The organism is Sphingomonas sp. ABOLH (assembly GCF_003951715.1).
Lineage (GTDB): Bacteria > Pseudomonadota > Alphaproteobacteria > Sphingomonadales > Sphingomonadaceae > Sphingomonas > Sphingomonas hankookensis_A.
Map to the genome: position 1 here is coordinate 34,368 of NZ_QQWV01000024.1, position 23,494 is coordinate 57,861.

The 23,494-nt window shown below is 68.5% G+C and carries 24 protein-coding genes, 1 tRNA gene and 1 pseudogene; 16 read left to right on the forward strand and 10 right to left on the reverse strand.

Annotated features, from left to right (window positions below):
- The first annotated feature begins 98 nt into the window (after nucleotides 1-98).
- Genes CA237_RS12130 through CA237_RS12145 form a run of 4 tightly spaced genes read left to right on the forward strand, consistent with a single transcriptional unit; the run spans nucleotide 99 to nucleotide 4,495 of the window.
- Nucleotides 99-1,157 carry an alpha/beta hydrolase gene (locus CA237_RS12130; protein WP_066689217.1) on the forward strand — a complete coding sequence of 353 codons (1,059 nt, stop codon included), beginning with the start codon at nucleotides 99-101 and terminating at the stop codon, nucleotides 1,155-1,157.
- 21 nt (nucleotides 1,158-1,178) lie between these two features.
- Nucleotides 1,179-2,162 carry an alpha/beta hydrolase gene (locus CA237_RS12135; protein WP_066689216.1) on the forward strand — a complete coding sequence of 328 codons (984 nt, stop codon included), beginning with the start codon at nucleotides 1,179-1,181 and terminating at the stop codon, nucleotides 2,160-2,162.
- A 54-nt stretch (nucleotides 2,163-2,216) separates the two neighbouring features.
- Entirely contained in the window at nucleotides 2,217-2,747 is a 531-nt protein-coding gene (locus CA237_RS12140) for a DUF3237 domain-containing protein (protein WP_066689214.1), read from the forward strand.
- A gap of 14 nt (nucleotides 2,748-2,761) precedes the next feature.
- On the forward strand, nucleotides 2,762-4,495 hold the full coding sequence (locus tag CA237_RS12145; RefSeq protein WP_084401396.1) for a tannase/feruloyl esterase family alpha/beta hydrolase: 1,734 nt from the start codon (nucleotides 2,762-2,764) through the stop codon (nucleotides 4,493-4,495).
- Nucleotides 4,496-4,554: 59 nt separating this feature from the next.
- On the opposite strand, the pseudogene CA237_RS12150 reads toward CA237_RS12145, so the two are convergent.
- The 4 genes and pseudogenes from CA237_RS12150 to ligK form a co-directional block, all read right to left on the reverse strand.
- Nucleotides 4,555-4,668, reverse strand: a pseudogene (locus CA237_RS12150) (2-pyrone-4,6-dicarboxylate hydrolase); the annotation flags it as partial.
- Between the two features lie 81 nt (nucleotides 4,669-4,749).
- A complete protein-coding gene (locus CA237_RS12155; protein ID WP_066689212.1) occupies nucleotides 4,750-5,637 on the reverse strand; it encodes an amidohydrolase family protein in 888 nt (295 codons plus the stop codon).
- Complete coding sequence (locus CA237_RS12160) at nucleotides 5,634-6,689, reverse strand: 4-oxalomesaconate tautomerase (protein ID WP_066689210.1); 1,056 nt, start codon at nucleotides 6,687-6,689, stop codon at nucleotides 5,634-5,636. The genes CA237_RS12155 and CA237_RS12160 overlap by 4 nt, the downstream gene beginning before the upstream one ends.
- On the reverse strand, nucleotides 6,682-7,353 hold the full coding sequence (gene ligK, locus CA237_RS12165; protein WP_066689208.1) for a 4-carboxy-4-hydroxy-2-oxoadipate aldolase/oxaloacetate decarboxylase: 672 nt from the start codon (nucleotides 7,351-7,353) through the stop codon (nucleotides 6,682-6,684). The genes CA237_RS12160 and ligK overlap by 8 nt, the downstream gene beginning before the upstream one ends.
- 105 nt (nucleotides 7,354-7,458) lie before the next feature.
- Here ligK and CA237_RS12170 point away from each other — a divergent pair, with 105 nt between their 5' ends.
- The 12 genes from CA237_RS12170 to CA237_RS12225 all read left to right on the forward strand — a co-directional run bounded on the left by CA237_RS12170 (nucleotide 7,459) and on the right by CA237_RS12225 (nucleotide 18,180).
- Nucleotides 7,459-8,655, forward strand: coding sequence for a LysR family transcriptional regulator (locus CA237_RS12170; protein ID WP_066689358.1), 1,197 nt, complete (start codon nucleotides 7,459-7,461; stop codon nucleotides 8,653-8,655).
- Nucleotides 8,656-8,708: 53 nt separating this feature from the next.
- Nucleotides 8,709-9,539, forward strand: coding sequence for an NAD(P)-dependent oxidoreductase (locus CA237_RS12175; RefSeq protein WP_066689206.1), 831 nt, complete (start codon nucleotides 8,709-8,711; stop codon nucleotides 9,537-9,539).
- Nucleotides 9,536-10,555: an amidohydrolase family protein gene (locus CA237_RS12180; RefSeq protein WP_066689204.1), complete on the forward strand. Its 1,020-nt coding sequence runs from the start codon at nucleotides 9,536-9,538 to the stop codon at nucleotides 10,553-10,555. The genes CA237_RS12175 and CA237_RS12180 overlap by 4 nt, the downstream gene beginning before the upstream one ends.
- Nucleotides 10,552-10,962: a protocatechuate 4,5-dioxygenase subunit alpha gene (gene ligA, locus CA237_RS12185; RefSeq protein ID WP_066689203.1), complete on the forward strand. Its 411-nt coding sequence runs from the start codon at nucleotides 10,552-10,554 to the stop codon at nucleotides 10,960-10,962. The genes CA237_RS12180 and ligA overlap by 4 nt, the downstream gene beginning before the upstream one ends.
- Nucleotides 10,962-11,804: a class III extradiol dioxygenase subunit beta gene (locus CA237_RS12190; protein WP_066689202.1), complete on the forward strand. Its 843-nt coding sequence runs from the start codon at nucleotides 10,962-10,964 to the stop codon at nucleotides 11,802-11,804. Before ligA ends, CA237_RS12190 begins: the two co-directional genes overlap by 1 nt.
- A 126-nt stretch (nucleotides 11,805-11,930) precedes the next feature.
- A complete protein-coding gene (locus CA237_RS12195) occupies nucleotides 11,931-12,878 on the forward strand; it encodes a Gfo/Idh/MocA family oxidoreductase (RefSeq protein WP_066689201.1) in 948 nt (315 codons plus the stop codon).
- A complete protein-coding gene (gene pobA, locus CA237_RS12200) occupies nucleotides 12,875-14,044 on the forward strand; it encodes a 4-hydroxybenzoate 3-monooxygenase (protein ID WP_066689194.1) in 1,170 nt (389 codons plus the stop codon). Before CA237_RS12195 ends, pobA begins: the two co-directional genes overlap by 4 nt.
- A 233-nt stretch (nucleotides 14,045-14,277) precedes the next feature.
- Nucleotides 14,278-14,673, forward strand: a complete 396-nt coding sequence (locus tag CA237_RS12205) for a hypothetical protein (RefSeq protein ID WP_066689193.1) — start codon at nucleotides 14,278-14,280, stop codon at nucleotides 14,671-14,673.
- A gap of 65 nt (nucleotides 14,674-14,738) precedes the next feature.
- Nucleotides 14,739-15,200 carry a DUF5991 domain-containing protein gene (locus CA237_RS12210; protein WP_126014221.1) on the forward strand — a complete coding sequence of 154 codons (462 nt, stop codon included), beginning with the start codon at nucleotides 14,739-14,741 and terminating at the stop codon, nucleotides 15,198-15,200.
- Nucleotides 15,201-15,241: 41 nt separating this feature from the next.
- Nucleotides 15,242-15,859, forward strand: coding sequence for a hypothetical protein (locus tag CA237_RS12215; protein ID WP_126014223.1), 618 nt, complete (start codon nucleotides 15,242-15,244; stop codon nucleotides 15,857-15,859).
- A gap of 12 nt (nucleotides 15,860-15,871) precedes the next feature.
- Complete coding sequence (locus tag CA237_RS12220) at nucleotides 15,872-16,531, forward strand: zinc-ribbon domain-containing protein (RefSeq protein WP_126014234.1); 660 nt, start codon at nucleotides 15,872-15,874, stop codon at nucleotides 16,529-16,531.
- Nucleotides 16,528-18,180 carry a hypothetical protein gene (locus CA237_RS12225; protein ID WP_126014225.1) on the forward strand — a complete coding sequence of 551 codons (1,653 nt, stop codon included), beginning with the start codon at nucleotides 16,528-16,530 and terminating at the stop codon, nucleotides 18,178-18,180. The genes CA237_RS12220 and CA237_RS12225 overlap by 4 nt, the downstream gene beginning before the upstream one ends.
- 29 nt (nucleotides 18,181-18,209) lie before the next feature.
- Here CA237_RS12225 and CA237_RS12230 read toward each other — a convergent pair whose 3' ends face one another.
- From CA237_RS12230 to CA237_RS12255, 6 genes are all read right to left on the reverse strand, one after another.
- Complete coding sequence (locus tag CA237_RS12230; RefSeq protein ID WP_126014227.1) at nucleotides 18,210-19,187, reverse strand: hypothetical protein; 978 nt, start codon at nucleotides 19,185-19,187, stop codon at nucleotides 18,210-18,212.
- Nucleotides 19,184-20,281 carry a GNAT family N-acetyltransferase gene (locus CA237_RS12235; protein ID WP_126014229.1) on the reverse strand — a complete coding sequence of 366 codons (1,098 nt, stop codon included), beginning with the start codon at nucleotides 20,279-20,281 and terminating at the stop codon, nucleotides 19,184-19,186. The genes CA237_RS12230 and CA237_RS12235 overlap by 4 nt, the downstream gene beginning before the upstream one ends.
- Nucleotides 20,278-21,408 (reverse strand): hypothetical protein, encoded by a 1,131-nt coding sequence (locus CA237_RS12240; protein ID WP_126014231.1) that lies wholly within the window; start codon nucleotides 21,406-21,408, stop codon nucleotides 20,278-20,280. The genes CA237_RS12235 and CA237_RS12240 overlap by 4 nt, the downstream gene beginning before the upstream one ends.
- A complete protein-coding gene (locus tag CA237_RS12245) occupies nucleotides 21,405-22,253 on the reverse strand; it encodes a ThiF family adenylyltransferase (RefSeq protein ID WP_206432977.1) in 849 nt (282 codons plus the stop codon). The genes CA237_RS12240 and CA237_RS12245 overlap by 4 nt, the downstream gene beginning before the upstream one ends.
- Before the next feature lie 20 nt (nucleotides 22,254-22,273).
- Complete coding sequence (locus CA237_RS12250) at nucleotides 22,274-23,218, reverse strand: hypothetical protein (RefSeq protein ID WP_066693491.1); 945 nt, start codon at nucleotides 23,216-23,218, stop codon at nucleotides 22,274-22,276.
- A 138-nt stretch (nucleotides 23,219-23,356) separates the two neighbouring features.
- Nucleotides 23,357-23,433 (reverse strand) — tRNA-Met (locus tag CA237_RS12255).
- Between the last annotated feature and the right edge of the window lie 61 nt (nucleotides 23,434-23,494).

Genomic DNA, 23,494 nt, shown 5'->3' on the forward strand with positions numbered 1-23,494 from the left:
ATCGTTTGCAAACGCATTCCGCGCAGCGCAGACACGAAGTTATAGAACATATCTAAGCAGCGGGCGGCGGAAGCGGTGGCGGCTGCGGGAGAGGTGGCATGACACTGGAACGGCGGGACGTATTGCGCGGCGTAGCACTGGCCGGGGTGGCAATGGCGCTACCCATCGGTGCCCTCGCCCGCGCTACGGCCGCCCTGCCCGATCCGATCGCGGCGGTCGCCCCCGAACTGCGCGCCGGCGCCCGCCAGATCCAGGCGATGGTCGCCGCCATGCCGCCGATTACGCAAGCCTATAAGACGATGCGCGCCGGGCCCCAGCCGCCGCCCGCGACCGACATTCCCCATGTCGAACGCCGCATTCCGGGTGCGCCGGGCCAGCCGCCGGTGACGATCTACGTCATCAACGCCAGGCCCGGCACCCGCCGTCCCGCCATCCTGCACACCCATGGCGGCGGCTATATCGTCGGGTCGGCCAGCGGATCGATCCTGCAATGCCAGGACCTTGCCCGGCAGCTCGACTGCGCCGTCGTCACCGTCGAATATCGGCTGGCCCCCGAAACCAGCTATGTCGGTTCGGTCGCCGACAATCATGCCGCGCTGCTGTGGCTCCACGCCAATGCCGCCACGCTCGGCGTCGATCCCGCCCGGATCGCGGTGATGGGCGAAAGCGCGGGCGGCGGCCATGCCGCGCTGCTCGCGCTGATGGCGCGCGACCGCCGCAGCGTGCCGCTATGCGCGCAGATCCTGATCTACCCGATGCTCGACGACCGCACCGGCAGCACCCGCACCGTGCCGCCGTTCATCGGGCGGATCGGCTGGGACGCACCGGCCAATGTCTTCGGTTGGCGGTCCTTCCTGGGGCAGGCACCGGGCGGGGCGTCCGTTCCCGCCGCCGGGGTGCCGGCGCGGGTGCGCGACCTGTCGGGCCTGCCGCCGACCTTCATCGGCGTCGGCGGGGTCGACCTCTTCGTCGACGAGGACATGGATTATGCCCGGCGGCTGAACGCGGCGGGCGTGCCGACCGAGCTGGTCGTGACGCCGGGCGCGTTCCACGGCTTCGATGCCGTCGCGCCCGAAACCGGGCTTGCCAAGCGCTTCACCGCCGCCAAGATCGCCGCGCTGCGCCGCGCCTTCGGGATCGATGGCGCGGCGACATGATACTCCGACAGGATATTGCCCATGGCCGCCCTTTCCCTGCCCCTTCGCGCCGCGTTGCTGCTGTCGCTCGCCCTCGGTACGGGCGTCGCCGTCGCGCAGAAACCCGCCGCCATGGCTGAACGCCCCGCCCCGCCCGCCGCATGGACCGCCGCGCCGTTCGTGCCGCTATGGACCGGCACCCCGCCGGGCGGCGGCTTCCGCCCGGTCACGGTCCCGGCCGACAGCCCGGCCACCTTCCTGCGCAATATCGACCGGCCCGGCCTGCGCCTGTTCCGCCCGGCGCGCGCCAATGGCGCGTCGGTGCTGGTCGTCCCCGGCGGCGCCTACGACTTCCTGTCGATCGGCAATGAAGGCGTCGAGATCGCCGAGCGGCTGAACGCGCTGGGCTATACCGTCTATGTCCTTGTCTATCGCCTGCCCGGCGAAGGCTGGGCCAACCGCGCCGACGTGCCATTGCAGGATGCGCAGCGCGGCCTGCGCATGGTCCGCGCCGCCGCGTCGAAGGACGGCCTCGACCCGCACCGGGTCGCGGTGCTGGGCTTTTCGGCGGGCGGGCACCTCGCCGCGACACTCGAAACCGACTTCGCGCAGACCGTCTATCCGGCGCACGACGCCGTCGACCGGATCGATGCCCGGCCCGATGCCGCCGCGCTGATCTATCCGGTGATCGCCGCCGCCCCGCCCTTCACCCATGCGCTCTCCGCCGAACGGCTGCTGGGCAAGAAGCCGAGCGCAGCGGCGATCGCCCGCCGCTCGCCCGCCGACCATGTCACCGCCACGACCCCGCCGACCTTCCTGCTGCACGCGATGGACGATGGCGCGGTCGTGCCCGACAACAGCATGGCGATGATGGCCGCGCTGCGTCGCGCGGGTCGCCCGGTCGAGGCGCATTTCGCGGCGGAGGGCGGCCACGGCTTCGGCGTCGGCTCCCCCACCCTGCCGGTCGGGCACTGGGTCGAGACGTTCGACCACTGGCTCCAGCGCCAGTTCGCCAAGACCGGTTGACGCCGGCAACCCACGTTAGATATATAACATAACAATATTCGGAGTGGATATAGGATGGTCGATTCGATGACGGACGGCTGGACACGGCGCGCGATGCTCGGCGCCTCCGCCGCGCTGGCCGGATCGGCGGCGCTCCCCGGCGGCGCGGCGGCGGCAACCCCCGAACGGCTGACCAGCATCGGCCTGACCTTCGTCTATGAAGCGATCGTGACGCTGGGCAAGGCGGAGGAGGTCGGCGCGACGCCGATGGGCAAGCGCATCCGCATCCCGATCACCGGCGGCCGCTTCGCCGGTCCGCGCATCTCCGGCACGATCCTGCCCGAGGGGATGGACTGGCAACTCGTCCGCGCCGACGGATCGACCCTGCTGGAGGCCGCCTATCTGATGCGCGAGGCAGACGGCACCCTCATCCACATCACCAACAAGGGCGTGGTGTTCGATGGTAAGGTCCGCACGACCCCGGTGTTCGAAGTGCCGCTCGGCAAGCATGGCTGGCTCAACCAGGGCAATTTCCTCGGCACGGTCGGCCCGGCCGATCCGGCGGACGGGGCGGCGGTGCGGATCACCGTCTATCAGCTGGCATGACGATGGAGAGCAACATGACGCGACGGCAGGTTACGATGGCCGCGATCCTCGCCGGGTCGGCGCTGGCGGGATGCGCGACGCCGGTCACGCCGATCGCCGCAACACAAGCATCCACGCCGCAGGGTTGCGCCGCGCTGATGGCGGGCGGCTGGAGCGATCCGACCATGCGCATCCTGACCGCCGACGACCGCGCCGCCGGGCTGGTGCTGGATCTGGGCATGGGGGCGAAGACTGCGCCCCTTCCCGCGCATTGCGAAGTCACCGGCGTCTTGCGGGAACGCACCGGGCAGGACGGCCAGCGATACGCCATCCGCTTCCGCATGCGCCTGCCCGACCAATGGAACCGCCGTTTCCTGTTCCAGGGCGGCGGCGGCACCAATGGCGACATCGGCTCGGCGGTCGGGCCGCTCAACGCCGGGGCAACCGCGCTGGCGCAGGGCTTTGCCGTCATCAGTCAGGATTCGGGCCATTCCAACGAAACCAATGCCGACCCGGCACGCGGCGGCGCGGTCGCGTTCGGCTTCGATGCACAGGCGCGCGCCGATTACGGCCATGCGTCGCTGAAGGCCAGCTATGACGCCGCCCGCGCGATCCTGAAGCGGCGCTATGGCGGCGACCCGGCGCACAGCTATTTCGCGGGCTGTTCGAAGGGCGGGCAGGAGGGCATGGCCTTCGCCCAACGCTACCCGGAGGCGTTCGACGGCATCCTTGCCGCCGCCCCCGGCTTCGCCCTGCCCAAGGCGGCGATTGCCGAGGCATGGGACACGCAAAGCTATGCCGCCCTGGTCCGCGCGCCCGGTGAAAAGAGCGTACCGGTCGCCCGTCTGGCGCAGGCATTCTCCAACGCCGACCTGCTACTCGCACGGCAAGCGGTGCTGGCGGCGTGCGACGCGAAGGACGGGCTTGCCGACGGACTGGTCGGCGCGTTCGCCCAGTGCGGCACGGCGGAAGTCGTGCGCGAACTGCGCGCGCGCCAGTGCAGCGGGCAGAAGAACCAGAGCTGCCTCGCCCCCGCGCAAATCGACGCGATGGTGCGCGGCTTCGGCGGTCCGCGCGACAGCCGGGGACAATCGCTCTATGCCAGCTTCCCCTGGGATGCCGGCATGGCCGACAATGGCTGGCGCATCTGGAAACTGGGGCTGGAAACCCCGGCGGTGCCGTCGATCAACGCCGGAATGGGCGCGCCGGCGCTGGCGACGATCTTCTCCACCCCGCCGCGTGCGCTGGGTCCGGGGCCGCAGGCCGGCATGGACTATGCCATGGCCTATGACTTCGACCGCGATCCGGCCGCGATCCACGCCACCGCGCCGGGCTTTCCGCGTTCGGCATGGGAAGACATCGCCGCCCGGTCGAGCGACCTATCGCGCTTCCGCAAGCGCGGCGGGCGGATGATCGTGCCGCACGGCGCATCCGATCCGGTCTTCTCGATCAACGACACCATCGCGTGGTGGAACGACGTGAACCGGTCCAACGCCGGACAGGCCCCGAGCTTCGTCCGCATCTTCCCGGTGCCCGGCATGGCGCACTGTCAGGGCGGTCCGGCGACCGACCAGTTCGACGGCCTCGGCGCCTTGGTCCGCTGGGTCGAACAGGGCCAGGCCCCCGACCGGATCGAGGCGAGCGCCGGTCCGATGACGCCGTGGCCCGGCCGCACCCGCCCGCTCTGCCCCTATCCCCTGGTCGCACGACCGGTGGCGGGGGCGACCGACACGGAAAAGGCGGCGGCGTTCACCTGCCAGAAGGCGTAAGAGGGGCACTAGCCAAACCCCCATTGTCACCCCGGATCAAGCCCGGGGTGACGGAGAGATTACGCCGCCTCCGGCCAATACAACCGCATCGGATTGTCCACCAGCAACCGACGCTGCAATGCCACCGTCACCGCGATCACCGCGATCACGTCAACCAGCAACCCGTCGTCAGGCGGCAAGCCCATCCCCATCGTCACCCGGGGCTTGACCCGGGGGCCCGCTTCTTCTCCTCCTCCCACGCCCGGCGCCGAAGGTTACACTTCCTCCGGCCAGTACAACCGCATCGGATTGTCCACCAATAACCGACGCTGCAATTCGGCCGTCCGCGCAATCGCCGGGATCACATCGACCAGCGCCCCGTCGTCGGGCAGCACGCTCTCCATATTGGGATGCGGCCAGTCCGTCCCCCACAGCACCCGATCCGGGTACGCCTCGACCAGCGGTCGCACCGCCGCCACGAAATCGGCATAGGGCGGCCCCGCCGGGTCCAGCCGGTCGGGGCACGTCACCTTCGTCCAGATATCGTCCCGGCTGTCGAGCAGGCGGCGAAACGCGTTCATATCCGCGCCGTCCGGCCCCTGCGCCACATCGGGCCGCCCCATGTGATCGATCACCACCGGCACCGGGATCGCCGCCAGAAAGGCACGCATCTCCTCCAGCAGGTCCGCCTCGAAATAGACGACGACATGCCAGCCGAGCCGCTCGATCCGCCGCGCCACGTCGAGGAACTTGTCCTTGGGCGCGTCGTCCACCAGCCGCTTCAGAAAATTGAACCGCACCCCGCGAATGCCGCCCGCGTGCAGCGCGTCCAGTTCCGCGTCGCTGATCGCGGGATCGACCACCGCCACGCCCCGGCACGTCCCTTCCGACACGGCGATGGCGTGCAAGGTGGCACGATTGTCGGTGCCGTGGCAGCTCGCCTGCACGATTACGTTGCGGCTGAACCCCAATGTCCGGCGCAGCGCGAACAGCGCGTCCGGCCCGGCATCCTGCGGCAGGTATTTCGCCTTGGCACTGAACGGAAATTCCCCCTGCGGCCCGAACACGTGGCAATGCGCGTCGACCGCGCCCGGCGGGGGCACGAAGCGCGGCGTGGAGGGTTCCAGCGTCCAGCTGCGGATGCGTCCCTGTTCGTCCTTCACGCTAAAACCTCCCCGTCCATCAACTTCCGCGCGGTTCGCAACATCCCCGCCTCGATCGGCTGCCCCGCTTCGTCCAGCGTAACGACGCATTCGGTCACCCCGCTCGGGTGCTCGACCCCCAGGGTCAATTGCCTGCCCTGCGGCACCTTCGCCACCTTCGCCGCCGGTGAATCCGGGATCAGGCACGCGGTCGCGACACTCACCGCCCCCAGCACCCCGATCGACGCATGGACCCGGTGCGGGATCAGCGACCGCACCGCAATCGCCCCGCCGTCCCTGGGTGCTGCGACCAGCATCATCTTGGGCACCGACTTGGCCGTCACGTCGCCCAGGTTCATCAGCGGCCCGGCCTGCAACCGGATCGCCTCCACCCGCGCCTTCATCGCGTCATTCGCTTCCAGCGTCTCGCGATCCTCATAGCCGGTGATTCCAACGTCTTGCGCCGCGATCACTACGCAGGGCATGCCATTGTCGATCATCGTCACCCCTACCCCATCGATGACATCGACCCCGTTGCCGGTAGGCAGCAGCGCGCCGCACGACGCCCCCCCCGTATCGCGAAACGCCAGCGGCACCGGCGCGGCGGTGCCCGGCACCCCGCTGATCGCTGCCTCCCCCGCATAGGTCACACGCCCGTCCGGCGTCTGCACCGTGGCGACCGCCACCTGGCCCGTATTCTCCATGAAGATCGCGACCCGCGTCTCCCCGTCCGCCGCGGCGACCAGTCCACGCTCGATCGCGAACGGCCCGACGCCCGCCAGGATATTCCCGCAATTCTGCGCATCGGTCACGATCGCCTGATCGACGAACACCTGCAAAAACAGATAGTCGACGTCCACGCCCTCGCGCGCCGAAGCCCCGACTACCGCGACCTTGCTGGTCAGCGGGTCCGCCCCGCCCATCCCGTCGATCTGCCGCGGATCGGGCGACCCCATGATGCGCAGCAGGAACGCATCGCGCTCCGCCGGATCGGCGGGCAGGTCGTCCTTCAGGAAATATCCCCCTTTCGACGATCCCCCGCGCATCCACATGCAGCGCACGCCATCAGACATATTTCAGCCCCATCGCTTCCAGCCGCGGCCGCATGTCGTATATGTCGAGGCCGAGTTCACCTGCCGCCAGCCGCACCCGCTTGCCCTCTTCCGCCGCTTCGCGCGCGCGGGCCTTCTCCAGCACCGCCGCCGCATCCGCCCGCTTCACCACGCATACGCCGTCGTCATCGGCCACGATCACGTCGCCCGCCTCTACGCCCGCCCCGGCGCAGACCACCGGGACATTGACCGACCCCAGCGTGTTCTTCACCGTCCCTTGCGCGAACACTGCCTTCGACCACACCGGAAAGCCCATCTGCGTCAGGTCGCGCACGTCGCGTACACCCGCATCAATCACCAGCCCGCGACAGCCCCGCGCCATCGCGCTGGTCGCCAGCAGGTCGCCGAAATAGCCGTCGATGCACGGCGAAGTCGGTGCGAGGACGAGGATATCGCCCGCCTTCAATTGTTCGATCGCGACATGCACCATCCAGTTGTCGCCGGGCGCTGCGGAAATCGTCACCGCGCTGCCGGCAATCCGCGCACCGGGATAGATCGGCCGCAGATAGGCGCCCAGCAGCCCGATCCGGCCCTGCGCCTCGTGCACCGTGGCGACACCCGCCGCCGCCAGCCCGTCGATGACCGCCGCGTCGGCCCGTTCGATATTCTGCACGACGACGTTCATGGCGATCCTTTCTGCCGGCAAATCGCATCGTCCGTCCCGCGTCGCGCCGGCCAAGGCCAATCCATCTTGCGCGCACGTCATAAGTTTTTGCTATATCCGCGTGCCGTGAAGCCGTTCGATCTTAACCTGCGCCATCTGCGTGCCATCGGCCATATCGTCGCCGAACGCAGCCTCAACCGCGCCGCCGAGGTCGCCGGTCTGTCGCAGCCCGCGCTGACGCAAGGGTTGAGCAAGATGGAGCGGCAACTCGGCACCCGGCTGTTCGAACGCCAGCCCGACGGCATGGCCGCAACCGCCGCCGGGCTGGCGCTGGCCGAGCGGACCGAGCGTGCCTTCGCCCTGCTGGCGGGGGTCGGACGGCGCAGCGGCAAGCGCGGCTTCGCCCGGCCCGACGCGCTGATGACCGCGACCCAGGCCGAGGCGTTCCTGCACTTCGCCGATGCCGGCGGCTTTGCCGGGGCGGCGGCGAGCAGCGGCCTGTCGCAACCGGCGATCCACCGCGCGGTACGCGAACTGGAACAGATCTGGGCGACGCCGCTGGCCGAACGGCGCGGGCGCGGCATGGTGCTGACCCCCGCCGGTCGCGCGCTGGCGCGCGGCGTGCGACTGGCGGCGGGGGAGATCGCCGCCGGTATCGCCGAGGCACGCGGCGATGCGGCGGAAGGTGGCCGGATCGCCGTCGGCGCGATGCCGCTCAGCCGCGCGCTTTTGCTGCCCCATGCGCTCGCCATTTTCCTGCCCGATGCCCGCGGGACGCTCATCGACGTGGTGGAAGGGTCGTGGCGCGAGTTGATCGACCCGCTGCTCGACGGGGTGATCGACCTGATGATCGGCGCGCTGCGCAGCGACCCGCCGCCCGGGATCGATCAATTGCCCTTGTTCACCGACCGGCTCGCCATCTTCGCCCGCGCCGGCCATCCGCTTGCCGGGCAGGCGGTCGATCTGGAACGGCTGGCCGCGCAGAACTGGGTCGTCGGGCCGATCGGCACACCGCTGCGCAGCCATTGGGAGACGCTGTTCGCCGGCCGCCCGCTTCCCAACGTACCGGTCGAATGCGGGTCGGTGATGGTGATCCGCGGGCTGCTGGCGACCAGCGATCTCCTGACGCTGTTGTCGCCCGATCAGGTCGCGCTGGAGGTGGATGCCGGGCTGCTGGTACGGATCGGTCCCGAGCTGACCGATACGGTGCGGATGATCGGCATCACCACCCGCACCGGCTGGCGCCCGACCGCAGGGCAGGCGCGGTTGATCGCTCTACTGGAACGCGCATCGCAGGAAACCAGACTTCAGGAAAACCGATAGGCTCCGGCGCTTTCCGATTGGCCGGACCGATGGCCGCCTGCCACCCAGGGGGCATGGCAATGACCATCGCATCGATCGGGTTCGGAGAGGCAGGACAGGCATTCGCCCGGCCGGGCATCCGCGCCTATGATCGGAAGGGCGCGGCGATCGGTGATGCGTACGGCGCGACTGGTGTTATCGGCTGCCAAACACCGGCTGAGGCGCTCGCCGATGCCGATGCCGTCTTCTCGCTGGTAACGGCGGATCAGGCGCTACCCGCCGCCCGCGCCTATGCCGCCCTGCTCGCGCCCGGTGCGCTCTGGCTCGATATGAACAGCGTCGCTCCCGACACCAAGCGTGCGGCGGCGCAGGCGGTCGCCACCGCCGGTGGCCGCTATGTCGATGTCGCGGTGATGGCACCGGTCCTGCCTGCGCGCCTTGCCGCGCCGCTGCTGCTCGCCGGTCCGCACGCGGCAGAGGCCGAGGCGGTATTGCGCGACCATGGCTTCACCAATGTCGCCATCGCCGGCCCCGCGATCGGCGCGGCATCGTCGATCAAGATGATCCGGTCGGTCATGGTGAAGGGGCTGGAGGCACTGACCGCCGAATGCGCACTCGCCGCCGAACGCGCCGGGGTGCTGGACCCGGTCATCGCCTCGCTCGACGCCAGCTGGAAGCCGCAAGGATGGGAAACGCGGATCGACTATAATCTCGACCGTATGATGGCGCATGGCCTGCGCCGCGCCGCCGAGATGGAAGAGGTCGCCGTCACACTGGCGGCGCTAGGCGTCGACCCCGCGATGACGCGCGGCACCATCGAACGTCAGCGGACGCTCGGCGGCCTCGGCCTCACCCCGCCCGCCGGCCTGACCGCCAAGCTCGCCGCTTTGGGAGACACGCAATGATCATCGACTGCCACGGCCATTACACCGTGCTGCCCAAGGCCCATGATGCATGGCGCGAGGCACAGGTCGCGGCATATCAAGCCGGCGAACCCGCCCCGCCCTATCCCGACATCAGCGACGCCGACATTCGCGAGACGATCGAAGCGAACCAGCTGCGCCTCATCAGGGAACGCGGCGCCGACCTCACCATCTTTTCCCCCCGCGCCTCCGCGATGGCGCCGCATGTCGGCGACGAAGCCGTGGCGATCGACTGGGCACGCCGCTGCAACGACCTGATCGCGCGCGTCGTCGGCCTTTTCCCCGAAACCTTTGTCGGCGTGTGCATGCTGCCGCAAAGCCCGAAGGCGGACATGACCGCCTCGATCGCCGAACTGGAGCGCTGCGTGCGCGAGTTGGGCTTCATCGGCTGCAACCTGAACCCCGATCCGGGCGGCGGCCATTTCACCCACCCGCCGCTGACCGACCGCTACTGGTATCCCTTCTACGAGGCGATGGTCGCGCTCGACGTGCCGGCGATGATCCATGTGTCGGGCAGCTGCAACCCGGCAATGCACGCGACCGGCGGCTATTACATCGCCGCCGATACTGTCGCCTTCATGCAGTTGCTGCAAGGCGACCTGTTCGCCGATTTCCCGACACTGCGCTTCATCATCCCGCATGGCGGCGGCGCGGTCCCCTATCACTGGGGACGTTATCGTGGGCTGGCCGATATGCTCAAGAAGCCCGCGCTCGACACGCATCTGATGAACAACATCTTCTTCGACACCTGCGTCTATCACCAACCCGGCATCGACCTGTTGGCGGACGTGATCGACAACAAGAACATCCTGTTCGGCAGCGAGATGGTCGGCGCGGTGCGCGGCATCGATCCGACGACCGGGCAGTATTTCGACGACACCAAACGCTATGTCGATGCGCTGGATATCAACGATGCGGAGCGGGCCGCGATCTTCGCAGGCAATGCCCGCCGCGTCTTCCCGCGCCTCGATGCGTTGCTGAAGGAGCGCGGCCGGTGAGCGAGCCCAAGGACATCCACGCCTATCTCGCCGAGTTCGAGGATATTCCCGGCACCCGCGTCTTCACCGCCGCGCGGGCGCGACAGGGCTATCACATGAACCAGTTCGCGATGAGCCTGATGAAGCCGGAAAACCGCGAACGGTGGAAGGCGGACGAGGCGGCCTATCTCGACGAATGGCCGCTCAGCCCGGAGCAGCGCGAAGCGATCCTGTCGCGCGACTATAATCGCTGCCTCGATCTGGGTGGCAATATCTATTTTCTTGCCAAGGTGTTCTCGACCGATGGCCTGAGCTTCGTCCAGGCAGTCAGCACCATGACCGGCGTGTCGGTCGAGGAATATCAGGCGATGATGAACGCCGGCGGCCGCTCGCCCAACGGCGTCCGTTCCAAAAAGGACCTGCGATAATGGCCCGCATCACCGCCGGCGTGGCGACCAGCCACGTTCCCCTGCTCGGCGTCGCGCATGACCTGAAAAAGGATCGCGACGATTATTTCGGCCCGATCTTCGCCGGATATGACTGGACCCGCGCCTGGGAGCAGGCGGAAAAGCCCGACGTCGTCATCCTGGTCTATAACGACCATGCCAGCGCCTTCGACATGAAGTTCATCCCGACCTTCGCGATCGGCTGCGGCGAAAGCTACCGACCCGCCGACGAAGGCTGGGGTCCGCGCAAGGTGCCCGTCGTCCACGGCCATCCCGACCTGGCGTGGCACATCGCACAAGGCCTGATCTTGGACGAATTCGACATGACCATCATCAACGAGATGGATGTCGATCACGGGCTGACCGTCCCGCTCAGCATGATGTTCGGCGACGTGGCCGAATGGCCGGTCAAGGTCATTCCGCTCGCAGTCAACGTCGTCACCTATCCCCCGCCCTCGGGCAATCGCTGCTGGGCGCTGGGCGAGGCGATCGCGCGCGCCGTCGCCAGCTTCCCGGAGGATCTGAACGTACAGGTCTGGGGCACCGGCGGCATGAGCCACCAGTTGCAGGGGCCGCGCGCCGGACTCATCAACGCCGAATGGGACAATGACTTTCTCGACGGCATGATCGGCGACACCGACCGGCTGCGCCACATTCCGCATATCGAATATCTGCGCGAAACCGGGTCCGAAGGGATCGAGATGGTGATGTGGCTGATCATGCGCGGCGCCATGGGCAAGCGCACCGCCGCTCTTCACCGGCATTACCATGTCCCGTGCAGCAACACCGCCATCGGCCACCTCGTACTCAAACCCGACAATTAAAGCCCTCTCCCCTTCAGGGGAGAGGGTTGGGAGAGGGGCAGTCGACAACCGAAAACGATAGGGCTGGCGTGAGAGACTGCCCCTCTCCCCAGCCCTCTCCCCGCAAGCGGGGAGAGGGAGATCAATATGAAAATCGCACTCGCCGGCGCCGGCGCCTTCGGTGAAAAGCATCTCGACGGCCTGAAGAACATCGACGGCGTCGACGTCGTCTCGCTGGTCGGTCGCCGTCTGGAACCGACCCAGGCGATCGCCGCCAAATACGGCATCGGCCACGCCACCACCGACCTTGCCGAAGCGCTCGACCAACCCGGTCTCGACGCCGTCATCCTGTGCACCCCGACCCAGATGCATGCCGCACAGGCGATCCAGTGCCTCGACGCGGGCAAGCATGTGCAGGTCGAAATTCCGCTGTGCGACAGCCTGGCCGATGGCGAGGCGGTGCTGGCCAAGGCGAACGCGACCGGGCTGACCGCGATGTGCGGCCATACCCGCCGTTTCAACCCCAGCCACCAGTACGTCCATGACCGCATCGCGCGGGGCGAGTTCGCCGTGCAGCAGATGGACGTGCAGACCTATTTCTTCCGCCGCAAGAACATAAATGCGAAGGGGGAGCCGCGCTCGTGGACCGACCATCTGCTGTGGCACCATGCCGCGCACACCGTCGACCTGTTCGCCTATCAGGCGGGGCCGATCGTACAGGCCAACGCCATCGAAGGGCCGCACCATCCCGACCTCGGCATCGCGATGGACATGTCGATCCAGCTGAAGGCGCAAAGCGGTGCGATCTGCACCCTGTCGCTGTCGTTCAACAATGACGGGCCGCTCGGCACCTTCTTCCGCTATATCGGCGACACCGGCACCTATATCGCCCGCTACGACGATCTGGTGACGGGCAAGGAAGAGCCGATCGACCTGTCGGGCGTCGCGGTGTCGACCAACGGCATCGAATTGCAGGACCGCGAATTCATCGCCGCGATCCGCGAAGGCCGCGAACCCAATGCCAGCGTCGCACAGGTCATGCCCTGCTACCGCGTGCTCGACGCGCTCGACAAGCAACTGGCGGCGGCCCGGTGAAGACCTCGGTCGTCATCATCGGCGCGGGGCCGTCGGGACTGTTGCTGGGGCATCTGCTGCGGGCGAGCGGGGTCGACTGCATCGTCGTCGAACGCCAGTCGCCGGACTATGTCCTCGGCCGCATCCGTGCAGGCGTGCTGGAGGCGGTGACGACCGACTTGATGGAGCGGCTCGGCCTCGACCGGCGGTTACGCGCGGAAGGGATGGTCGAGGAAGGGTTCAATCTCGCCACCGCCGACCATCTGATCCGCATCGATATCTTGGGCCTCACCGGCAAGCACGTCACCGTCTATGGCCAGACCGAAGTCACGCGCGACCTGATGGACGCGGCGCCGACGCGCGACCTGACGATCCTGTACGATGCGAAGGACGTCGCGCTGCACGACCTCGACAGCGATGCGCCGTTCGTGACCTTTGCGAAGGACGGCGAACCGATGCGGATCGATGCGCAGTTCGTCATCGGCTGCGACGGATTCCACGGCCCCTCGCGCAAGGCGATCCCGGCATCGGCGGTGCGCGAGTTCGAACGCGAATATCCGTTCGGCTGGCTCGGCATCCTCGCCGATGTGCCGCCCTGCCATCCCGAACTGATCTATGCCAACACCGATCGCGGCTTTGCCCTCGCATCGATGCGGTCCGCCACGCGCAGCCGCTATTATGTGCAGGTGCCGCGGACCAACCGGATCGAGGACTGGAGCGAGGAGCGGCTGTGGGACGAACTGGCCGAGCGGTTCGACCCGATCTCCGACCATGGCGTCACGCGCGGGCCGGCACTGGAAATGTCGATCGCGCCGCTGCGCTCCTATGTGTTCGAAACCATGCGCCATGGCCGGCTGTTCCTGGCCGGTGACAGCGCCCATATCGTGCCGCCGACCGGGGCGAAGGGGCTGAACCTCGCCGCGTCCGACGTCGCCTATCTCTCCGACGCGCTGATCGCCTTCTTCAAGCACGGCGACGACGCCGGGCTGAACGGCTATCAGGCACGCGCGCTGGCCCGCATCTGGAAGGCGGAACGGTTCAGCTGGTATCTGACCAAGCTGATGCATCGCTTTCCGGAGGACGGCGCATTCGAACACCGGATGCAGACTGCCGAGCTCGACTATGTCGCCGCATCGCGCACCATGCAGACCGCGATCGCCGAAAACTACGTGGGTCTGCCGCTGTAGCGGACCGGCGGAGCGCCGCTCGCCAACGATGGACGCCCGACAACGCGGAACCGACCGGCCGCGGGGTCGGGCGTTCGCGCGTCCTGAGTTTCGATGGCAGACTGAACGCTTCATCGCACGCCCCCATCAATTTATCGATGTTCATTTGAGATTAATTGAACGTCGTGTATTTAGGATTGCGAGGCCGACATCGGCTTCCGACCCCGGATCGACCGGGACGAAGGAGAGAGACGATGGATCGCAAACCCTGGATCGCCGCCGTTGCGCTCGCCCTGTCGACGATCGGCATCGCCCAGCCCGCCGCCGCCTATCCGCTGCGGATCACGGGACAGACCCGCGCGACGCAGCAGCTCCAGCTCGACGTGCTGCGCGCGATTGCCGAATATTCCAGCCGCACCGGCGGCTGTCGCATGATGACCTCGGCGCACATGACCATCATGCCGCGCACCTATGTCCCGCGTCAGCCGACGCGTCCGGCCCCGTCGATGGGCGGCCATTACGAGGTGTGGACCGTCAGCATCTGCGCCGCCAAGCAGCGGTTCCAGGTCGCGATGTGGCCTGCGCGTCAGGGCGGGGCGGACTATGCCATCACGCCCCTGACCGGCCGCATGTCGTTGCTGGCCAAGTGAAGCGCAACGCCGCTTCGAACGTTACATCCCCGTTCTGACCCTTTCGCTCGACAAGGAGAAGGATCGTGAAGACCATATTCCTCGGCATCGCGTGGGCGACGCTGACGCTGGCAGCCGTCGCATCCCAGCCGGCATCCGCGCAGGTCGCCACATGGCAGGGCCGCTATATCTGGGAAGAGGATGTCGGCCGTTACGGCGGACCCGACAAGCGCGACAGCGTCGTCGCGTTCATCACCTACACCCTGCACATCGGTCCCTCGGCCGGCGCCACCGGCTGCTCCCTGGAGGGCCAGGGGTTTCAGACCAACAAGCGCATCCGCTGCACCGTCACGCCGCAGGGACGATCGGCGATCGTCAAATTCTACGGCTATGGTCCCGACAATATGTTCGACAGCGGCTATCGGCGCGGACAGCCGCTCTTCACCCTGACGCGCGGTCCGCGCGGCATCGTCACCACGCTGCAGGGGCTCAAGGCATCGAGCCGCACGACCCCGCGCTCCGGACCGCTGTTCCACCGCCTGCGCTAAGGCGGTCCTCCGCGACCGCCCCGGATTTGGGAGTGACCGAGATGGGACTCATCAAGGGTTACGGCATCTTCATGAAGCGGCAGTTCCAACGGACGCCGACCGGCTATGTCTACCGCTTCGATGGCAAGGGACAGCCGGTACCGGTATCCGAACGCGAATATCACCGCTATGTCCGCCGCGCCGGCTGGAGTTTCGTCTTCCACTGCATCGGCCTGCTGCTGGCCGTCGTCGCGGCGGCGATGGTGAACGAAACCCTGTTCCCCTATGGCGGCGCGGGCGGCGTGCTCTTCATGGGCGTCCTGCTGGTGGCGATCGTCTTCGCGCTTTACAAGTCGATCGCCTGGGGCCTGCGCGCGCCCGAGCGGGAACTGGGCAACCGCACCACCCCGCCGCCCGGCCCGGTAAGCGATGCCCGACCCCGGCCGAAGGTGTCCGGCTTCGTCATCTTCGCCTATGCCATCCTCGAAATCGTGGTCGGCGGCCTCGCCGGACTGGTCCTGTTCGGCCTGTTCGAGCCGTGGAACAGCGATGCGGCGCTGGTCGCCTTCTTCGTCGGTTTCTTCCTGGGCGCATGGGCCATCGACCGCATCTGCGAACGGCGCACCGGTACGAGCGTCCTCGAGGCACTGCCGCCGTTCCACGTGTTTCACATTCCCTGACGGAGCAACGCCATGGCCTTTTGCACCCGATGCGGCAGCGCGCTGCCGACCGACGCCCGCTTCTGCCCCGCGTGCGGCAACGCCGTCGATGCCCCGACCCCCGCCGCGCCGCCGGTCGATACCGGACCGACCGACGCAGCCCCGCGCCCCGCGCCGTCCGCGAAGCCCCGACCGGCCGAGAAACGATCGAGCGGCGCGGGCGGGCTGATCCTGCCGGTCATCATCGCGGTCGCACTGTTCGTGATCCTGGTCATGCTCTGGTCGCAGCGCGACGGCCCCCGACCGATCGCCGCCCCCGACCGCAACGAAGCGCCGGCAACCGCCGCGAAGGAGTCCGCCACCGCCCCCGAACCCAGCGCGAGCGCCGCAGCCGACGCCACCCGCACCACCATCGCCAGCCTCGACGCGGCGTTTCGCGACGATCCGCAGGGCGCGCGGACCCGCTATCCCGGCCCGATCACCGCCACCGGCACCGTCGCCGGGGTCACGCCGGGCAGCAACGCCGCCCTCTCGCTCGAAGGGCGCACCCCGTTCAACTTCGTCGTTGCGAACGTCGCCGATGCCACGCAGATCGCGAACCTCGCCAAGGGCAGCCGCGTCACGCTCACCTGCGACCGGGTGACGGCGCTCGCCGGCACGACGATCCTGCAGGGCTGTGCGCTCGGCGAATGACGCCGCGGCGGATCACCCTGCTCCGCCGGTTCGCGGTGGCGGGCGCGGCATTGGTGCTGGGCGGCACGCTGCTCTGGGCGGGCGCACGCCCGGTCGGCGACGCGGTCACCCGCCCGGCTGTCGCCCCGTCCGCCGGCATGGTCGCTCAGGGCGCCGCAGCCTTCGAAGGCGCGGCGTTCGGCGGCATCAGCGTGGCGGCACTGGAGCGCAGCGCGCTGCCATGGCGGCTGGTCGCCGCCGCCCTCGTCCTCGACGAACAGGCGCGCGATCCCGCCACGCGGATCGAGCCGGCGACGCTGTCGCGCATCCTCGCCCGTTTCGGCTTCCTCACCGCCGCGCAGGTCGTCAACCGCCCGCCCGGCGTCGGCATGCGGCCGGGCGGCATGCTGCTGGGCTTCACCGCCGGCGACGTCGCCCCCGTCGGCGGCAGCATCGTGCGGGTCGCCAATCTCGGCTGCGCGGCCTGCCATGCCGGCATCGCTTATCGCGCCGATGGCACCCCCGATCCGTCGCGCGCGGTGCTCGGCATGCCCAACACCTCGCTCGATCTCGAAGCCTATACGATGGCGGTGTTCGTCGCACTGCGCCGCCATGTCGACAGCGACCGGCTGCTCCCGACCGCCGCCGCGCTGTTTCCCGACATGGGGGCGCGCGAACGGCTGAGCCTGCGTCTGCTGGTGCGGCCGCTGGTCCGGCAGCGGCTGGCCGATTTGCGCGATGCCGAACGCCCCCTGCCCTTTCCCAACGGCACGCCCGGCAGCACCAACGGCGTCGCGGCGCTCAAGGCCGCGCTGAACGTGCCGCTGATCGGCGGCGGACGCGGCGATGTCGGCACGGTATCAATCCCGGATCTTGGCGCCCGGCTATGGCGTACCCGGCGGCTGGCCGATGGTGCCTACGGCATCCCCGGGGAGGCGACGCGCGCGACCACCCGAGACGACCTGACTCCGGCGCATCGCACGGCACTGGCGCGGATCACGACCTTCTTCACCGTACCCAGCATGGGCGTGCATCCCGACGCGGCGATCGACGCATTGGCGGATGCCGATGCGGTCCTCGCCTTCCTCGCGGCCTATCGCCCCGCCCCCTTCCCCGGCGCGGTCGACCTGCCCCGCGCGCGAACGGGCGCCGTGCTCTACGCTCGGCACTGCGCCGCCTGTCACGGCGACTATCGGCTGGAGGGTCGCCGCGCACGGCTGGTTCGGTTTCCCAACTGGATCGGCGATGTCGGCACCGACCCGCTGCGCGCCACCGCGTTCGACAGGGCGCTGGCCATGGCGGTCGGGAGCAGCGCCTATGCTGGTCGGATCGATGTCACGACCGGATCGGGCTATGCCGCGCCGCCGCTGGCCGGGCTGTGGGCGTCGGCGCCCTATCTCCACAACGGATCGGTGCCGACACTCGACACGCTGCTGACGCCCGCCCGGCGGCCGATCCGGTTTCAGGTCGGCGGCCATGCGCTCGATATCGAACGGGTCGGCCTGCGCCTGACGCCGGATGGCGCCTATCCCGCCGGCTATCGCCCCTTTGCCCGCCCCGCCTGGCTCGACGCCCGCCAGCCCGGACGCGGCAATGGCGGCCACAGCTTCGGCACCGACCTGTCCGACACCGACAAACAGGCGCTGATCGCCTTTCTGAAACTTTTGTAAATTTGGCCCGGCAAAGCTGGGGCGAACACCTAAACCAGCAGCTCGCCGATCGGGCGGCGGGCACGCACCGAGACCGATCCGGGCGGCCGACGCCCGATGCGAAACGCGCTGACGATGCGGCGATCTTCCCCTAGGCCAGCCCGCCGCGCCATATCCGCCGCGGCATCCGGGTCATCGGCCAGCGCCGCCAGTACCGCCGCGCCGAACCCGGCCGCCTCGAGCCGCAACCACAGCCGGTAGAAGGCCGCGCCGCTGTCGAACGGCGCCTCGTCGCGCGGCCGGTGGAACAGCACCACGCCCGCCGCCTTCGCGATCTTCGCCCCCTCGGCCAGCAGCGGCCGGGCGAGGCCCAGACGGTCGAGCAGGCGGAATGCCGGACCCAGCACGATCCGCGCGCCCTGCGCCTCAATCCCGCCCATCGCCATCGCCCGCGCGTTCAGTCCGTCTAAATCCCAGCGGGGATGGCGACGGCGCAACCGCATCCATCCCAGGAGCTCCGCGCGAAACGCATCGTCGCGCAAAAAGTAATAGCTTGCCGCATCATAGCGGGTGGCGACCTGTCGCAGCACCGCCGCATCGGTCAGTATCGCCGCGTCGTCGGCCACCAGAGCCGCCGCCATCGCCCGGTCCATCAACGTCGGCGCTGCAAACGCCCCCCGCCACGACCGGCGCGCTTCGACGACATCGCCGAGCGGCTCGACCGTCCCACCCACCACAAGCTGCCACGCCGCGACCGCGCGCAGATCCTGCTCGTCCGCTGGGCGCGCGACCTCCCGCAGCGCCAGTCCGCGCCGCGCCGCCGCCAGTCGCATCCCTTCCGCCGCAGCCCCCAGGCTGATCACCGCATCGTTCGCATGGGGGTCACCGACCGACAGGCGGCAACGCAGATCCTCGAACAGTGCGACGCCGTCGTCACCGGTCAGCCGCCAGCGGGCGGGCTGAACATTATGGACGCTGGGGGCAAGCGCCGCTTCGGCGACCAGCGCGATGCGATCGATGCCGCTCATGCCAGCGTCTTTCGAAACAGATGGAGCCGATGCAGCGGCTGTGCGCCGATCCTGTCCATCTGGCGGAGGCTGGCCGCGTTGACGTCGGCGATCCAGGTGATGCCGAGCCGGCGGTAGCCCGCCTCGCGCAGCGCCGTCACCGTGCGCGCCAGCATTCCGCCCATCACGCCCTGTCCCTGCATCGCCTGTAGCACCGAATAGAAGATGATGACCGCCCGCCGTCGTCGCAGGCGATAGCGCAGGTAATGAAACGGCGTCGTCCACCCGATCCGTGACCCGGTGGCGGCCAGCAGCCCGTTCAGGTCGGGAATGCAGACCACCGTCCCCACCGGCTGCCCGTCATGCAGCAGGACCGACGACAGGCGCGGGTCGAGAATCGACATCATCTCCCCCGCCTGGAACCGGAACTCCTCCGCCGTCAGCGGCACGAACATCGGATTGTCGGCGAACCCGTCGTTCAGCACGATCCGCGCCTCCTCCATCCGCTCGGCAAAGCTCGCCTTCTCGATCGGCGCGAAGCGAAAGCCGTCGTCGCCGTCCAGCACCCGCAACCCGTCGATCCGCGCCGACTCCAGATCCAGTTCGAACGTCCGCATCGGAAAGAACGGCGCGAACCCGTTGACCGTCAGCAGGCGCGGGATATGCGGCGCGCCGACCACCATGTCGGTATAGGCCCGCGCGCCGAAGCCATCGGTCATCACGCCGCATTGCTGCATCGCGGTCAGGTTGAAATTGCCGACCAGCTCGGTGGGCCCATGCTCCCGTGCAAACCCCTCGGCCGCGCCCAGCAGGGCGGCGGCAGCCTCGTCATCGTCGGCGCAATCGAAGAATCCGAACTGGGCGCGGCGCGTGCCGTGCGCGGCATTCGACTGGCGATGGACATGCGCGACGATCCGCCCGACCGGACGTTCGCCCCGATTTGCCGTCCAGAAGGCATAAGGATTGCCGGCCGACCACAGGGGGTTGGCGCGCGGGTCGAGCATCCGCCGCACATCGCCGCGCATCGGCGACACATAGCCGGTATCGCGGGAATAGGCATGGAACGGCGCGGCAAAGAACGCCTCCTCGTCGCCTTGGCGCAGCTCGACGCTCATGCCGCCGCCTCGATCAACCGCGCCGCGACCGCGATCTCGTCGTCCAGCTCGGCCCCGGCCAGCCCGCCCGCCGCGATCGCCAGCCATCGCGGCGGTGTCCGCGACAGGCGGATCAGATGCGTCGCCTGCGTCGCCTGCAACAGGTCGCGTCCGGCATCGCCCGCCTCGTCGTCCAGATCGGCGTCGATGACGGGGTGACACAGCAACCGTTCGATACTGTCCGGCGGATAGGCGGTCAGCATGTCGCCATCGATCACCTGTCCGCTTTCGAGCAGGGGATGCGCCGACAGGATCATGTCCCGGCGCATCATCGGCGCGCGGGCCAGCGCGGCGATCAGCCCCGATCCGCGCGTGTCTCGACCGCTCCGCCGCTCGACCAGCAACAGCAATGCCACCACCGCCCATCCGGCCGCCGCGATCCGCACCGCCGCTGCCGCGTCGATCGCCGGCCACGACAGCCATGCCGCCAGCACGATCAGGCCGCAGGCACCGCTCGCGACCGCCAGATCGGCGATCAGTCCCGATGGCCGTCCCCGGCCATCGGCCAGGCGCGACGATCCCAGCACGATCACCAGCACGGCGATGGCGCCGCCGCGCACTGGCAGTTCGGGGAACAGGGCATGGAAATCGCTGAGCGCCAGCGGAATGGTCAGCAACAGCGCAAGCAGGAAGGTATCGAGCGTCCGCCGCTCGGCCGGCTTCAGTTCGGCGCGTTCGTGCGCCAGCAACAGGATCGTCAGCGCCAGCATGACCGATTGATAAACGGCCAGCGCCACGATCGCCGCCTCGCTCCACACCACGCCCAGCGTCAATGCGACCAGGGTGAACGCCACGCCGCCGCCCAGCCCGAGGAGCTTCACCCAGCGCTGCGCATGACGGCGGCACAACTCCTCCGCCAGGCGTAGGCCGGCGAGCGGCAGCCATGCCGCGACGATCATCAGCGCGACGACGAACGGCACCGCATTGCTGACCGAACCGATTAGCCGTAGCGCCAGCAGCAGCACGGTCAGCCCGTACACACGACGCAATGCCCTGGCGACCGGAGAGCGTGACGCAGCCTCGCCGGCGGCGACGCGGGCGATCGCCGCCGCGCCCAGCGCGATCACGGTGACCAGCGGGTCGATCACGCCATCATCCGCCGCAGGAACCGCCGGACGACGACGCCGCGGACGGCGGCGACCGGTGCCGCGCGCGGGCGCTCGACCCGCATCCGGTGCGGGTTGAAGAAATAACCGCGATGGTCGGTGCCGCTGGGTCGCCGCAGGATGACGCGGATCGCCTCTTCGGCCATCATCGTGCCCGCCATCGTCACCATCGTGGCAAAGGAAAAGCGCGACCGCTTGCCTGCGGCGACCTCGGCCGCAATGTCCAGGTCGACATGCGCGTGGCTGCTGCTGTGGATCAGCACATATTCGATCTCGCGCTGGAGACAGAGGGTGCGCATGTCGGCCGTCACCTCGGTCCATGGAATGCCGACCGTCGGATAGCGTAGCCGCACTTCGGGTCGCGGGTCCTCGGGGCGAACGACCGTCACCGACGGCAGCGGCGAGGCATAGGCGTCGATGACGGTACGGCCATGCGCCTGCGCCCGGCGGTACAGGTGCACGCCTGCCGCCGCATCGTCCATGCCGTTGACGATCACGTCGCTCTCCGGGATCAGCCGGTCCAACGCGTCGGTCCATTCCGCGCCCAGCAGCTCGATCTCGACTTCCGGGTTGATCCGCAGCGCGCCGGCCCGCGCCGCCGTCGCCTTGTCCTCGCCGATGGTGTCCAGCGTGGCGAACAGCTGGCGGTTCAGGTTCGACAGCTCGAAACGGTCGATATCCGCGATGGCAAAGCGGCCGACGCCGGCGCGCACCAGTGCCATGAACGCGGCCCCGCCCATGCCGCCGACCCCCGGAATCAATATCTTAGCCGCCCGCAACCGCGCCTGCTCGTCCGCCGTGACGAACCCGCGGTTGCGTACCGTCATCCCATCATAGCAAAACCCGCTCATCCCCCCCTCAATCTTCCCAACGGTTGATCCGCAGCCAACCACTGAACCAGCGGCGCGACGATGGCCTGGATCGTCAGGATGATCGCCTGCACGCCCAGTTGCGGAATGGCGCTGCGAGGAACGCTTTTCGCCAGAAACCGCCGCGCGGTCGACAGGTCGATACGACCGATCTGCAGCACGTCGTCGCCTCGGACATAGTCCAGCGTTTCGGCGCAGAACCGGTTATAGCGTTCATCGCGATGCTTGGCGGCGACGGCGAAGCTCTTCTTCAGATTGTCGGACCCGCCGGTATAGGCATTGGTAATGACCTGCGTTGCCGGGTCGAACCCTGCGTCTTCGCCGACGCCGAACGCCGCGCGCTCCTTCCGCATGATCTGATAGGCAAGGTGCTGGTGGGCGAAGCTCGGCCGGGTGCCCGCCTGTGCGGGATACACGTCGTCGAACGTCTGCGCGACCATGCCGACGACGGCGGGCACCTGTGTCACGCTGCTGATCCATAGCGGGCGCAGGCCACGCCGGACGAAGAGCGCAAAGCAGGTCAGGCCATAGAGAATCCATGACAGCCCCCCACTCCGCTCGGCCGGATCGACCATGACAAGTCCAAGATGCAGCACGTCGTCCGGCAGGCCGCCACGCTGCACCCTGAGCAACGGCATGGCGTTGAACGCAATGGGTCGGCTGTCGCCGGCCCGCCGGACCAAGGTGACCACGCTGCGGTCCCATGCGGCCCCGTCAGGCGCGAACAACCCGTAATCGAGCTGCCGCCCGTCCAGACAGCTAGCCACAACGTCGCGGCAGGCGGCCTGCAGTGCTGCCAGATCAGTCGGCGACAGGATGCTAGTGGGGCGTTCGGCGATTTCGACGCGGTACTGGCGCCCGGCAGGAAAGCGTAGGAGCAGGTATTTCCCGGAGAATGCGCTGAAGATTGCCGTTGGCCGCATGCGTTCCTCGTCGGGACGTCGGTGGCAATGCGTATCACGACGCGCACGACTGGCTCAAGGATTGCGGCTTGGGCGCCTGTCGCGCGCGCCTAAGCGCAAAAAGCCCGTCAAGTCGTTAGACATGCGGGCTTTTTGGTTTGGTTGCGGGGACAGGATTTGAACCTGTGACCTTCAGGTTATGAGCCTGACGAGCTACCGGGCTGCTCCACCCCGCGCCACCATGGTCGCCCTGTTGGGCGGAAGGGGTGTTATGACGAGTGTGAATGGATATGTGTG